General features: G+C 67.9%; 16 protein-coding genes. 10 read left to right on the top strand and 6 right to left on the bottom strand.

The genetic code is table 11. From position 1 onward, the window contains the following. The 3 genes from GGQ93_RS16025 to GGQ93_RS16015 all read left to right on the top strand — a co-directional run. On the top strand, positions 1–750 hold a 750-nt coding region (locus GGQ93_RS16025; protein ID WP_183218372.1), incomplete at its 5' end, for a sensor histidine kinase. 83 nt (positions 751–833) lie between these two features. Beyond that, a complete protein-coding gene (locus GGQ93_RS16020) occupies positions 834–971 on the top strand; it encodes an entericidin A/B family lipoprotein (protein WP_017505506.1) in 138 nt (45 codons plus the stop codon). A 103-nt stretch (positions 972–1,074) separates the two neighbouring features. Further along, the gene (locus tag GGQ93_RS16015) at positions 1,075–2,529 is read left to right on the top strand and encodes an NAD-dependent succinate-semialdehyde dehydrogenase (protein WP_183218370.1); all 1,455 of its coding nucleotides are present in this window, start codon (positions 1,075–1,077) and stop codon (positions 2,527–2,529) included. Positions 2,530–2,532: 3 nt separating this feature from the next. Here the strand turns inward: GGQ93_RS16015 and GGQ93_RS16010 are convergent, their stop codons facing one another. The 3 genes from GGQ93_RS16010 to GGQ93_RS16000 are packed head-to-tail and all read right to left on the bottom strand — an operon-like array spanning position 2,533 to position 3,692. Then, entirely contained in the window at positions 2,533–2,913 is a 381-nt protein-coding gene (locus GGQ93_RS16010; RefSeq protein WP_054764059.1) for a helix-turn-helix domain-containing protein, read from the bottom strand. Continuing rightward, entirely contained in the window at positions 2,888–3,181 is a 294-nt protein-coding gene (locus GGQ93_RS16005) for a BrnT family toxin (RefSeq protein WP_183218368.1), read from the bottom strand. Before GGQ93_RS16005 ends, GGQ93_RS16010 begins: the two co-directional genes overlap by 26 nt. Positions 3,182–3,215: 34 nt before the next feature. Continuing rightward, positions 3,216–3,692: an Lrp/AsnC family transcriptional regulator gene (locus GGQ93_RS16000; protein WP_054764061.1), complete on the bottom strand. Its 477-nt coding sequence runs from the start codon at positions 3,690–3,692 to the stop codon at positions 3,216–3,218. A 144-nt stretch (positions 3,693–3,836) separates the two neighbouring features. On the opposite strand from GGQ93_RS16000, the gene ald reads away from it, so the two are divergent. The 3 genes from ald to GGQ93_RS15985 all read left to right on the top strand — a co-directional run bounded on the left by ald (position 3,837) and on the right by GGQ93_RS15985 (position 7,262). After that, positions 3,837–4,955, top strand: coding sequence for an alanine dehydrogenase (gene ald / locus GGQ93_RS15995; RefSeq protein WP_183218366.1), 1,119 nt, complete (start codon positions 3,837–3,839; stop codon positions 4,953–4,955). A gap of 196 nt (positions 4,956–5,151) precedes the next feature. Further along, the gene (obgE, locus tag GGQ93_RS15990; protein WP_183218364.1) at positions 5,152–6,198 is read left to right on the top strand and encodes a GTPase ObgE; all 1,047 of its coding nucleotides are present in this window, start codon (positions 5,152–5,154) and stop codon (positions 6,196–6,198) included. A 146-nt stretch (positions 6,199–6,344) separates the two neighbouring features. Beyond that, positions 6,345–7,262, top strand: a complete 918-nt coding sequence (locus GGQ93_RS15985; protein ID WP_183218362.1) for a hypothetical protein — start codon at positions 6,345–6,347, stop codon at positions 7,260–7,262. Between the two features lie 27 nt (positions 7,263–7,289). Here the strand turns inward: GGQ93_RS15985 and GGQ93_RS15980 are convergent, their stop codons facing one another. Continuing rightward, positions 7,290–8,450, bottom strand: coding sequence for a kynureninase/PvdN C-terminal domain-containing protein (locus GGQ93_RS15980; RefSeq protein WP_183218360.1), 1,161 nt, complete (start codon positions 8,448–8,450; stop codon positions 7,290–7,292). Positions 8,451–8,487: 37 nt separating this feature from the next. Next, positions 8,488–10,146 (bottom strand): GNAT family N-acetyltransferase, encoded by a 1,659-nt coding sequence (locus GGQ93_RS15975; protein WP_183218358.1) that lies wholly within the window; start codon positions 10,144–10,146, stop codon positions 8,488–8,490. Between the two features lie 155 nt (positions 10,147–10,301). On the opposite strand from GGQ93_RS15975, the gene GGQ93_RS15970 reads away from it, so the two are divergent. Then, positions 10,302–10,856, top strand: coding sequence for a hypothetical protein (locus GGQ93_RS15970; RefSeq protein WP_183218356.1), 555 nt, complete (start codon positions 10,302–10,304; stop codon positions 10,854–10,856). 144 nt (positions 10,857–11,000) lie between these two features. Here GGQ93_RS15970 and GGQ93_RS15965 read toward each other — a convergent pair whose 3' ends face one another. Continuing rightward, positions 11,001–11,243, bottom strand: a complete 243-nt coding sequence (locus tag GGQ93_RS15965; protein WP_007442559.1) for a GlsB/YeaQ/YmgE family stress response membrane protein — start codon at positions 11,241–11,243, stop codon at positions 11,001–11,003. A gap of 192 nt (positions 11,244–11,435) precedes the next feature. Between GGQ93_RS15965 and GGQ93_RS15960 the strand changes: the two genes are divergently transcribed. From GGQ93_RS15960 to GGQ93_RS15950, 3 genes are all read left to right on the top strand, one after another. Beyond that, complete coding sequence (locus GGQ93_RS15960) at positions 11,436–11,816, top strand: helix-turn-helix domain-containing protein (protein ID WP_152948997.1); 381 nt, start codon at positions 11,436–11,438, stop codon at positions 11,814–11,816. Between the two features lie 63 nt (positions 11,817–11,879). Further along, positions 11,880–12,665 (top strand): histidinol-phosphatase, encoded by a 786-nt coding sequence (gene hisN / locus GGQ93_RS15955; protein ID WP_183218354.1) that lies wholly within the window; start codon positions 11,880–11,882, stop codon positions 12,663–12,665. A gap of 84 nt (positions 12,666–12,749) precedes the next feature. Beyond that, the gene (locus GGQ93_RS15950) at positions 12,750–13,031 is read left to right on the top strand and encodes a hypothetical protein (protein WP_183218352.1); all 282 of its coding nucleotides are present in this window, start codon (positions 12,750–12,752) and stop codon (positions 13,029–13,031) included. Positions 13,032–13,076 lie beyond the last annotated feature (45 nt).

Raw genomic sequence — 13,076 nt, 5'->3', positions numbered from 1 at the left:
TCGGTGCGGCCGCTCCAGGCCATGAACGCCCCGTCGGAAATCCGCGTCATGGCTCGGACCCTGGACGAAATGGCCGAGGCCATCACCCAGCGCGACCGGGAGCTGAACGCCTCCCTGGCCGAAAAGGACGCGCTGATGCGCGAAATCCACCACAGGGTGAAGAACAATCTGCAGATCATCTCCTCGCTTCTGTCGATGCAGCAGCGGGCCCTGACCGACGCCCCGGCCAAGGCGGCGCTGGGCGACACGCGCCAGCGGATTTCGGCCCTGGCCCTGATCTATCGCACCCTGTACCAGAGCGAGGACATCCGCCACGCCGACGCCCGCGACTTCCTGAACGAGCTGGTGGGCCAGCTCATCGCCGGCGAGGCGGTGCGCGGCCATGTGGTGGTCAGTTCGGTGGACGCCGATTCCCTCTATGTCGATCCTGACAAGCTGGCGCCCCTGGCCCTGTGGCTGGTCGAGGCCGTCAACAATGCGCAGAAGCACGCCTTCGCCGGTCGCGGCGGCGCGCTGAAGGTCCGCTTCCGGGTCTATGGCGAGACGTCCATTCTGGAAGTCGAGGACGACGGTCCGGGGGGCTCCGCCGCCGCCGAGGCGGGCGTGGGTCAGACCCTGATGGGCGCCTTCGCCAAACAGCTGCGGGGCGAGACTGAGTTCGTGGAGGCGCCGGGCGGCGGCTCCATCGCCCGCATGACCTTCGCCACGCCCGAAGCCCTGTCGCCCGCCGACCCGGCCGACAAGGCCTGAAGCCGGAGGGAACCGCCGCCGTGGCGTCGCGTTCCTAGGGCAAGACCGACAGACTCCCATGTCGGCTGAACCGGAGCCTTCTCATGCGTAAGATCTTTGTCCTGGTCGCCGCCGCCGCCGCCCTGACCACCGCCGCCTGCAACACCGTCGAAGGCGTGGGCCGCGACACCCAGGCCGCCGGCCAAGCCGTGACCGGCGCCGCCCAAGACGCCAAGAACTAAGCCGCCGCCGCCTCGCCTTCCCGACAGGCGAGCCGCATCGGACTTGCAAGGCCCCGCTTCGTCGGGGCCTTGTTCGTTTCGGGACAGCTTCAGGAGATTGATCGTGAACCAGACCGCCAAGAACGCCGGCCTCGCCCTGATGCGCCAGCACGCCCTGATCGCCGGCGAGCCGATCCCGGCGAACGGGTCAGGCATTGCGGTGGACGACCCCGCGACGGGCGAGGTGATCGGCCATGTCCCCGACCTGGGCGCCGCAGAGACGGACGCCGCGATCCAGGCCGCTGCCGAGGCCTTTCCCGACTGGTCGCGCGGCGATCCGCACAGGCGTGCGGCCTTCCTGCGCCGATGGGCGGCCTTGATCGACGACAATGTCGAGGGCCTGGGCGCCCTGATGGCCCTGGAGAACGGCAAGCCCTTCGAAGAGGCCAAGGGGGAGGTGACCTACGCCAACGGCTTCATCAAATGGTTCGCCGGCGAGGCCGAGCGGCTGATCGGCGAGACCCAAGACAGCCCGCTGGGCCATCTGCTGCTGACCTATCGCGAGGCGGTGGGGCCCTGCGCCCTGATCACCCCGTGGAACTTCCCGGCGGCCATGCTGACGCGCAAACTGGGACCGGCCTTTGCAGCGGGATGCACCGCCGTGGTCAAGCCAGCCAGCCAGACCCCGTTCACGGCCATCGCCCTGGCCGAGCTCGCCTATCAGGCCGGCCTGCCGGTCGGCGCCCTGTCGATCGTGACGGGCGAGGCGAGCGTGATCGGCAAGGTGCTGACGGACAGCCCCCTGATCCGCAAACTGTCCTTCACCGGCTCGACCGGCGTGGGCCGCAAGCTGGCCGAACAGTGCGCCCCGACCTTGAAACGGGTGTCGATGGAACTGGGCGGGGCCGCCCCCCTGATCGTCTTCGCCGACGCCGATCTGGACCTGGCCGTCGCCGAGACCATCAAGGGCAAGTTCAGGAACTCGGGCCAGACCTGCGTCTGCCCCAACCGGGTCTATGTCGAGCGGTCCGTCGCCGAGGCCTATGCCGAGAAGCTGGCGGCCGAGGTGGCGAAGATCAAGGTGGGCGCAGCCTTCGAAGAGGGGGTCAAGGTCGGTCCCCTGATCGAGGACAAGGCGATCGAGAAGGTCGAGAAACATGTGACGGCGGTGAGGGCCGACGGCGGGCGGGTTCTGACCGGCGGATCGCGTCATGAGTTGGGCGGCCGCTTCTTCCAGCCGACCGTGACCCTGGGCGGCGACGACGCCCTGTTCCGCGAGGAAGAGACGTTCGGTCCGATGATCCCGGTCTTCGCCTTCGACACCGAGACCGAGGCGCTGGACAAGGCCAACGCCAGCGAATTCGGCCTGGCCTCCTATCTGTTCACCCGCGACCTGGATCGGGCCATGCGGTTCAGCCGCCGCATCGAGGCGGGCATGTGCGGGGTCAACACCGGCCTGATCTCCACCGCCGTCGCCCCGTTCGGCGGGGTCAAACAGTCCGGCTACGGCCGCGAGGGCTCGATCCACGGCATAGACGAATATGTGGATGTGAAGACCGTGACCCTGGCGCTGAGATAGAGGTCAAGCCGCGTCGAAGGTCGTTTCCACCTCGGCGACCGTCCGAGCGATCCTCTGGGGTTCTTGATCGATCATCCGCAGAAACGCCAAGAGCGGCAAATCCGGCGATGACCGCGCCTGCTCCCAATCCCGCAGACGCGCCAGGCCGATCCGATAGGTGGCGGCGAACTGAGGCTGGCTCAGGCCGAGCCCCTCTCTGACCCGGCGCACCTCGCGCGCCACCGCCATCCGCATCAGGCGATCTGAATCCACCGGCGGGTTGTCCGCGTCGGAGACGGCGCCGACGGCTAGGACCTCATCCGACCGCCGGCCTGCGTCACGCAGCGCGCCTTCGTCCAGCGCGGGCGTCTGTCCCCGATTACGGGTGAAGGAAACTTGCTTCATAGGCCTTTCTTTCATGGGCGGTCGCCGCTCGGGCGGAGATGGTGCGGATCACGGCCTCTTCAGGTTCGGCGTAGACCACGACCAGCACCGTTTCTCCGACACGGCCGATGCACAGGCTCCTGTATTCGCCGTTGGAGAACTGATCGAAGTCCTCGAGCCTCCAGGGATCATCGAACACATAGGTCGCATCCTCGAAACGGACGCCGTGTTTGACGAAGTTGGATCGAGCCTTCCCGTCATCCCACTGGAAATGTAGTTCGTCCTCCACTCTTGCATCATACGGGTTTTCCGCACGGCCGCAACTAAATGGGCAGAACCCCGCGCTTGACCACCGATCGCATGGCCACGCTGGACGAGACCCGGTGGACGCCGGGCAGGCGCGTCAGGGTCTTGGCGTGGACCCGTTCCAGATCATCGACGTCGCGCACCACCAGACGCAGCAGATAGTCGGCGCCGCCGGTCATCAGATAGCATTCCATCACCTCGGGCGCGGCCGCCACCGCCTGTTCGAAGGCGCTCAGCGCCGCCTCGGACTGGGACGACAGGGTGACGGTGACGAAGACGCTGATCGGCAGGCCCACGGCCCGTTCGCTGATCACGGCCGCATAATGATCGACCACGCCGGCCGCTTCCAGCGCTCGCAGCCGGCGCAGGCAGGCGCTTTCGGACAGGGCCACCTGACGGGCCAGGTCGGCGTTGGTCATGCGGCCGTCCTGTTGCAGCAGACGGAGCATCTTCCTGTCGGTTCCGTCCAGTTCGACGGCGGAAACGGTCTTCATGGGCCAACCTCTTCGCAGAAAATTCGCATGTACGGCGATCAGGCCCTGAAATGAACAGGATTCTGCGTTCGGCTCGGCGCTATATGTGCCGTCTGCGATCCGCCCAGGAGAGGCGGAGGTTTGAACCCATCACGGAGAGGCCCCATGCGAGTCGGCGTTCCCAGCGAGATCAAGAAGAACGAACACCGGGTCGGCCTGACGCCGACGGCGGTGCGCGAATATGTGGCCCACGGCCATTCGGTCTCGGTCCAGACCGGCGCCGGCCTGGGCGCCGGCTTCACCGATGCGGATTACGAGAAGGCCGGCGCGACCCTGGTCCCCGACGCGGCGACCGTCTTTGCCAACAACGACATGATCGTGAAGGTCAAGGAGCCGCAGAAGGTCGAGTGGGAGATGCTGCGCGAGGACCAGATCCTCTACACCTATCTGCACCTGGCGCCGGATCCGGAACAGACCAAGGGCCTCCTGGCGTCGAAATGCGCGGCCGTGGCCTATGAGACCGTGACCGATGCGCGCGGCGGCCTGCCGCTGCTGGCGCCCATGTCCGAAGTCGCCGGTCGGATCGCCGTCTTCTCGGCGGCAGAGACCCTGTTGAAGCACAACGGCGGCATGGGTCTGCTGTTCTGCGGCGTGCCGGGCGTGGCGCCGGCTCGCGTGCTGGTGCTGGGCGGCGGCGTGGTCGGTCTGAACGCAGCGCGGATGGCCATGGGCCTGGGCGCCGAGGTGGTGGTGCTGGAGCGCTCGATCCCCCGCATGGCCTATATCGACGAAGTCACCAACGGCCGGGTCATCACCCGCTATTCCTCGATCGGCGCGATCGAAGAGGAAATCGTCAAGGCCGATGTGGTGATCGGCGCCGTCCTGGTGCCCGGCGCCTCGGCGCCGAAACTGGTCAAGCGCGAACATCTGGCCAAGATGAAGCCCGGCTCCGTGCTGGTCGACGTGGCCATCGACCAGGGCGGCTGTTTCGAGACCTCGCACGCGACGACCCACGAAGACCCGACCTATGTCATCGACGGCGTGGTCCACTATTGCGTCGCCAACATGCCCGGCGCCGCGCCCCGCACCAGTTCCGAAGCCCTGAACAACGCCACCCTGCCCTTCGGCCTGGCCCTGGCGGATCACGGTCTGGAGGCGCTGAAGAAGGACCCGCACCTGGCGCGCGGCCTGAACGTTCTGAAGGGCGAGATCACCTATCCGGCGGTCGCCCAGGCTCTGGGCATGGACTGGAGCGATCCGTTCGGCGTCTGGGCCAAGGGATGATCCGAGACCTTCCCCCGCTTGCGGGGGAAGTGTCAGGTCGTGGCGCGCAGCGACACGCCTGACGATGGGGGGAGTGTCGCGATACTCCCCTCTCCGACCCTTGATCGCTGCGCGATCGACGGGCCACCTCTCCCGCAAGCGGGAGAGGGACTGATGGCGCCTGTGATTCGCCGTCGTCTTTTGGCATAAGCCCGCGATGAAGTTCCTCGACCAGGCCAAGATCTATATCCGCTCCGGCAACGGCGGCGCGGGCTCCGTGTCGTTTCGACGCGAGAAATTCATTCCCAACGGCGGCCCCGACGGCGGCGACGGCGGCAAGGGCGGCGACGTCTGGATCGAGGCGGTCGAGGGGCTGAACACCCTGATCGACTATCGCTACCAGCAGCATTTCAAGGCCCAGACCGGCCACCACGGCCAGGGCCGCCAGATGCACGGCGGCAAGGGCGAGGACGTGGTCCTGAAGGTGCCGGTCGGCACCCAGGTGCTGGACGAAGACAAGGAGACGGTGCTGCTGGACATGGATACGCCCGGCAAGGTCGAGCTGCTGCTGAAGGGGGGCAATGGCGGCTGGGGCAATGTCCGCTTCAAGGGACCGACCAACCAGGCGCCCGCCTACGCCAACCCCGGCCAGGAGGGCCAGGAGCGTTGGGTCTGGCTGAGGCTGAAACTGATCGCCGACATCGGCCTGGCGGGCCTGCCCAACGCGGGCAAGTCCACCTTCCTTTCGGCGGCCAGCGCGGCCAAGCCCAAGATCGCCGACTATCCCTTCACCACCCTGGCGCCTAATCTGGGCATGGTGGACCTGTCGCCGACCGAACGGTTCGTCATCGCCGACATCCCCGGCCTGATCGAGGGCGCCAGCGAAGGCGCGGGCCTGGGCACCCGCTTCCTGGGCCATGTCGAACGCTCGGCCAGCCTGATCCATCTGATCGACGGCACGCAGGAGGACGTGGTCCAGGCCTATCACATCATCCGGGGCGAACTTGAAGCCTATGGCGAAGGGCTGGCGGACAAGGCCGAGATCCTGGCCTTGAACAAGATCGACGCCCTGACGCCCGAAGAGCGCGAGGAAAAGGCGGCGGCCCTGGAGGCGGTCGCGGGCCGTCGGCCCATGCTGGTGTCGGGCGTGTCCGGCGAGGGCGTGCCCGCCCTGCTGCGCGCCGCCTGGGCCGAGGTGAAGAAGACCCGGGGCGCCCTGGGCGGGGACAGCGAGGCGGATCAGGTCTCGGGCTGGCAGCCCTGATTGACGGCGGCCGCGCGCCCGACAGATGTGGCGCGCGCACGTCACCCTGAGATTTCGGCGATCTGGGTCTGCGTGAATGAAGCGGACAACGGTTTTCGATGCTATGCGTTAACCGTGCCAACGGTGAAGCTGGAGCACCCCGCCTGATGCGTCGTTTCTTGATATGGTCGGTTCTGGCCGCCCTGGTCGGTCTGGTTTTGGCCGGGACGGGCTATTGGGCCTATTGGAACTTCTATTCGCGCTTCCAGCCCGTCACCATCACGCGCAATCAGGCCCAGATTCAGCAGCTGCTGGACGAGGCTTCCTGGGTCTCGGGCGGCGGCGGGGGCGACCCCCTCTATGTCATCGGCTATCGCGACAGCGCCTCGACCCAGCGTTACGTCCGCGAAGAGATCGACAAGCTGAAGGCGGCCGGGGTGGAGCCCCGCATCATCCTGTTCGCCCGGGCCGACCGGGAAGGCGCAGCCCAGTCCACGGCGGCCGAACGGGCCACCGTCGCCGAACTGTGGCTGACCCGCGACTGGTCGCTGTACCAGCGCTGGATCCAGACACCCGCGCGAGAATGGACGGCGGCCGGCATTCCGGCGGCCGACGGCAATCTGGCCCGCGCCGCCGTGGTCGAGGCCAGTCGTCAGTTCGACGCCCGCCTGACCGAACTGCTGAAGGACGCAGGCGTGCAGATCACCTATCCGCTGGTGCTGTGGCGGGATCGGGACGGATTCCTGAAGGCCTGCGGCTGCGCCGACAGCCGCGCCTGGCCGTTCATCCGCGATGACCTGAACGCGCCGGATCGGGTCGGGACGGCCACGCCCGATGCGGACGCCGCCTCGGCGCCTTACGGCGGTGAAACGCCCGCTCCGGGCTCGGATCCCTCCGCCCTGCCCTATCCGAACCTGCCGGCCATTCCGCCGGCCGCCACACCGCCTGGAGCCGCTCCACAGGCTCCTGGCGCGCCGACGCCGGGCGCCCAGGGTTCGGCCCCCAATGGGCAGGCCCCCGACCGAACGCCGCCGCCCCGCGCCGCGCCGACGCCCAAGACCCAGGACGACAGCACCTTTTTCTGATCGGACTCCCGCCCCTTCAAGCCGCCTTCACACCGCCCGGCAGGCCGCGATCAGCCGATCCACGTCCGCAGCGTCCTGATAAAGGCCGAAGCCGAAGCGGATCACGTCGTCGCGGACGTCCGTCACCACCCCCGCCGCCAGCAGGGTCGCGCGCCACGCCTGGGCGTTGGGATGACGCAGGGCCAGGAACCGGGCGCGCGTCCCGTCGCCGACGACGGGGTTCAAAATCTCGGCCTCGCCGAAAACACCCGCCTCGCCCGCACCGACCGCCGCCTGGAACTGCAACGCCAGCGCCCGGCCGTTTTCGGCGACGTCCTCCGTCGTCAGCCCCGCCTGGCTCAGCATCCCGCGGGCGGCGTTGAACCGGTACAGGGCCGAACTGTCGAAGGTGGCCCCCCAGAAACGGCCGCCGTCCGAGCGATACTGAACCCCGCCGGGCGGCCCCGACAGATCCCCGAACTCGGCGAACCAGCCGGTGATGACGGGCCTGGGGCCGAAACCGTCGGGCGCGTGCAGGAAACAGGCGCCCTCGCCCGCCATGGCGTACTTATAGCCGCCGGCGACATAGAAGACCCGGTCCGCGACGCCCGACAGGTCGGTCGGCGTGGCCATGAAGCCGTGATAGCCGTCGATCAGCACCCAGGGGCCCTCCGGCCGGGCCAGCGCCGCCAGGGCCTCGATCCGGTCGAACAGCCCCCCGGTGCGGAAGAAGACATGGCTGACGACGATCCAGTCGTAGCCGCCGCCCTGGGCCGCCGCAGCGAACCGCTCTGCAAAGGTCTCGAACGGGGCCAGGGGCACGCGCGTGACGACGGCCTGGCCCGCCTCCTCCCACCGGTCGGCCTGGCGACGGAACGAGTGGAACTCTCCGTCCGTCGACAGGATCCGCACGGGCCGGCGCTCGATCGCCGAAAAGACCCGCAGCAGCAGATCGTGAGTGTTGGGGGCGAAGACCAGGCTGTTCGGGTCGGGAAGCCCCAGTTCGGCCGCGACCTCCGCCTGGGCCCGGGGAATGACCTCGCCGAAGATCAGATCCCATTTGCGATCGGCGTGCAGATTGGCGTCGAGCCAGGCCTGCTGCTGCGCCTCGAATGAGGCGTCAGGCCACAGATGGTGGCTGTGGGCGGCGAAATGCAGGCGCTCAGGCGCCAGGGACAGGGCGCGTGAAAAGAGGGCTTTGAACGACATGGGCGCACCATGACGGCTTCGACCCCGAACGTCGAGATCAGCGCGCCCGCCGGAGCCCCAACATCCCCAGCCAGCCGCCGCTGGTCAGCAGGGCCACGTCCAGCAGGGCCAGGGGCAGGGGCGTGGGGACTGGCGCGGCGATGAAACGGGCCTTCCATTCGGGGCCGAACTTGCCCTTGTAGCTGCGCAGACCCTGGAAGCCGTAAAGGGCGCCGCCCTCTTCGAACACCAGGGCGCCCACCCGCGCGAAGACAGGGGCGATGCGGCGATCCTCCAGCCCCGCCAGGGGCGCCATGCCCAGGTCGAACTCGGCGATCCCCTCGGCCTTGGCCCATTGGACGCAGCGGGTGAACAGATAGTCCATGACCCCGTGCGGGGCGTCGGGCGTATAGCGCATCAGATCCACCGCCGCCTCGCCCGGCGTGACCAGAAGATTGGCGAAGGCCACGATCCGGTCGCCCTCGCGCATCACCGCCAGCGGCGTCAGGTCCAGATAGTCGATGTCGAACCGGCCCAGAGAGAAGGCCTTTTCGGCCCCGTTGTGCATGGCCAGCCAGGCGTCCGAAATGGCGCGCAGTTCGGCCTCCAGAGGCCGGGCTGACCCGGGCGGCAGGACTTCGAACCGCGCCCCTTCCCGCTCGGCCCGGTTCAGGGCCGTGCGGAGGTTCTGCTTGCCCTTGCCCTCGGTGGTGAAGGTTTCCGTGCGGATCACCGCCGTCTCCCCGACCTTGCGAAGGGCCAGGCCCATGGTCGCCAGTTCGCCCAATATGTCGTCGCCGACGGAATAGAAGACCGCCGAACCGCCGTAGCTGTCGGCCATTTCGGCGAAGGCCCAGAGCAGCTCCTGCCGCTCCGCCATCAGGCCGGCGGGTTCGCCCATGGCGATCCAGCGCCGCCCGCGCACGCGATAGGCCAGGAAGCTGCGGCCCGACGGGCTGAACAGCAGGGCCTTGTCGCCCAGCATGGCCAGCCAGGCTTCCGGGGCGGCGGCGTCGGCCGTCTCCAGCGCCTGACGCGCGCGTTCGATCTCCTCGCGCGACGCCGGGCCGTGGCTGTCGGCGCCGGGCGAACTGAGCAGAGACCGGCCTGCGACCAACAGGGTCAGCAGGGACAGGATCAGCCCGGCCCGCAGGAAGCCGGAAGCCTGGCGATCGACCAGGAAACGCCACCACAGTTCGTCCGAATAGGCCACGTCCCGATAGGCGAAAAACCCCAGCCACAGCATGGAGATCACCACGGCGATCAACAGCAGCAGCCAGCCCGGCCGCAGAGGCTCGCTGAGACGCGAACGCCGGTTGAAGGCCGAACGGCACGGCACCAGCAGGACAGCCACGAGGATCAGATCGATCGATTCCCGCCAGTCCAGCCCCTTCAGCAGAGAAAAGACCGCCCCCGCCGCCAGGGCCGCCATCGCGGCCCAATAGGCGCCGCGCCTGCGCCGCCACAGGCCCGCCGACAGCAACAGCAGGATAAAGCCGGCGATGCTGGCCATGAAATGCGACAGGTCGATCAGTATGGGCGAGACGACGCCCGTCAGCAGGCGCAACCGCTCGTCGAACTCGGGCGTCACCGCCGAGATCAGCATCAGCGCCCCCGCGCCGAAGGCGAGGACGGCGAAAACCTGGGGCGTCAGCTCATAGGCCAGCCCGAGCAGCCGCCGCACGAGCCGAGGCCCATAGATGTTCTTCTGGCTCACAGAGCCCCCCGATTCGCCTTTTCCGCCCCATCATAGACCAAGACTCGTCCAACCGGGGCGGGTCCAAGGTCATTTAGAGGCGCGTGAAACAATCCGTAACACGGCGGGTTTGGTCGATGCGGGCGCCGGGCCCGCTTGTACGAGGGTATAGTCCCATGAACATCAAGACCGCTTTTCTGACTAGCGCCGCCGCCGCCTTTCTGATCGCCGCGCCGGCCCTGGCCCAAGACGCCGCCTCGACCCCGCCGGCCTCTCCAGACGCCGCGGCCGCAGCTTCGAGCCAACAGAGCCTGCAACTGACGCCGGGCGTCTCGGTGCAAGGCCCTGACGGCGAGCTGGGCAAGCTGGAAGGCGTTCAGACCAACGCCTCGGGCGCTCAGGAGCTGACTGTCCGCGGCGCGGACGGCCAGGTTCGCGCCGTGCCGCTGAACGGCATTCGCCAGGAAGGCGAAGCCGTTAAGGTGGATTACACCAAGGCTGAGTTCGACGCCGCAGCCGCCATCGAGGGCGAGGCTTCCGCCACCCCCGACGCGACGACGCCGCCCGCTGACGACGCCATGACGTCCCCGACCGCGCCCGAGCCGACGACTGCGCCCGACGCGGCGGAACCGACGCCGCCGACCCTGCCCGCCGAGCCGGCGCCGACTGAACCGACGGACCCCGCGACCTCGAGCGATCCGACGACCCCGCCGACCAGTCCCCAGGGCTGATCGCGGCAAGCCTCTGAAGGCTTGATCCTGGAAGGCGGTCGGCTCAGCCGGCCGCCTTTCCTGTGTCGGTGATCCGAGCCGGACAAAAAGAAGGGGCGGTTCCTGCGAACCGCCCCTTCGTCTTATATTGCCTTAAGTCGGGGGTCAGGCGCGACGCTTGACCAGGCCCAACAGGAACAGAAGGATCACGGCGCCGATGGTGGCGACGATGGTCGAACCGATCCAGCCGCCCCAGCTGATGCCCAGGGCGCCGGCGATGAAGCCGCCGATCAGGGCGCCGATGACGCCGACGATCAGATTGGTGATCAGGCCGTGGTTACGACCCATGATCTGTTCCGCGAGCCAGCCCGCGACGATGCCGATGATGATCCAGGCGATAATGCCCATGAGTTTGGTCCCTTCCTTCAAAAGCCAAGCTGCCGACTAAATGCGTCCGCCCCGATCGGGTTGCGCAACCCCGTCCCGATTCCCGGACAGGGGCCGCCAGCCCTTGCGAAGCCCGATTCCGGCATGGCGATTGCGAGGTTTCGGGCGAGCCGTGCCAATTCGGGACGGGTTGCAGATGAGGAATTGGGGGCCATGGCCACCGACATCGATCTCCACCTGGGCCGCCGTCTGCGGCGTCGCCGTCGCCTGCTGGGGCTGACGCAACAGCAGTTGGCCGTGCAGGTGGGCATCCGCTTCCAGCAGATTCAGAAATACGAATGCGGCGCCAACCGCATCTCGGCCGCCCGCCTGTGGCAGCTGGCCCAGGCGCTGGAGACGCCCGTCAGCTATTTCTACGACGGCGTCGCCGAAGCCCTGGAGACCAAGGGCGGCCTGCCCACGGCCCAGGAGGTCTTCTCGCGCAAGGAGACCCTGGATCTGATCCAGGCCTATTATCAGCTGGAAGAGCGGCCGCGCCGCCGCCTCCTGGACCTGGCCAAGTCGCTGCACGACTCAAAGGACGTCGCCGCCTGATCTGACGCCTCAGCCGGGCCCCTTTCGGTTCCGTCCCGACCGATCATGCTCTAAGAGCCGCGCATGACCGAGTTCGAATCCTTCGCCGTGGAACTGGCGCACGCAGCCGCGCGCGTCACCCTGCCCTTCTTCCGTTCCGACATCGGCCATGAGGACAAGGGCGGCGCCAAGGGGTTCGACCCCGTGACCGAGGCCGACAAGCAGGCCGAGGCGGCGATCCGCCGCCTGATCGCCGAACGCTATCCCGACCACGGCGTCATCGGCGAGGAATACGGCGAGGACCGGCCGGACGCCGAACATGTGTGGATCCTGGACCCCGTCGATGGGACGCGGGCCTTCATCTCGGGCCTGCCTCTGTGGACCACCCTGATCGCCCTGCGCACCGGCGGCAAACCGACCGTGGGCGTGATCGCCCAGCCCTATCTGGACGAGATCTTCATCGGCGGCCCGTCCGGCGCCCGGCTGCTGCGCGGCCAAACCGAGACGCCTTTGGCCGTGCGGGCGTGCGAGCATCTGACCGAGGCCGTCATCTCGACCACCGATCCGAACATCTTCAACGGCGCCGAACTGGGCGCCTGGACCCAGGTCCGCGCCGCCGCCCGCCTGGCCCGCCTGGGCTGCGACGCCTACGCCTACGCCATGGTGGCGGCGGGCAGGATGGACCTGGTGGCCGAAACCAGCCTGAAACCCTGGGACTGGTCCGCCCTGGTCCCGGTGATCGAGGCCGCCGGCGGCCGGGTGGTCAACTGGCGCGGGGAGGCGCCGGACGGGAGCGGGCAGATTTTGGCCGTCGGGGATGAACGGCTGATTGATCAGGCGCTGGTGACGCTGAGGCGGGCGGCGGCCTGAGCAACGGAAGTCGGGATGTCTGCGAGGGGTGGTTAGCTGAACTTTGATCGCCTAACGTCGCGCCGCCCGTTGGAGGCAATGACCATGGATTTCACCTACGCTGCGGCGTTTGTCCTTTCCGTCGTCGTCGGGCTTACAAGCGCGCTGATTTTTATCGGCCGGAAGGGTCGCTCGTACTGGCGGTTCACCTTGATTACCTTGCTTGTTGCCGTGCTTGCCGACTTTGCGCTCCTCCTGGATTGGGGCCATGCGAGCGAGATGACCGCCGCGTTCCTGCTAATGGATGCCGCCTTCTTCTCGGCGTATGGATTGGCCGGTGACGTGACCCCCGTTTCTCATCCAGCCATAACGAGAGTCCTTTGGTGATCTGAACTGGGGTTGGTGGGGTTGGCAAGAGGCCGGTCAGCGTAG

Source organism: Brevundimonas aurantiaca (genome assembly GCF_014199955.1).
Taxonomy (GTDB): Bacteria; Pseudomonadota; Alphaproteobacteria; order Caulobacterales; family Caulobacteraceae; genus Brevundimonas; species Brevundimonas aurantiaca.
The sequence above is the reverse complement of the archived record's forward strand: the minus strand, read 5'-3'. Positions and strand labels throughout refer to the sequence as shown.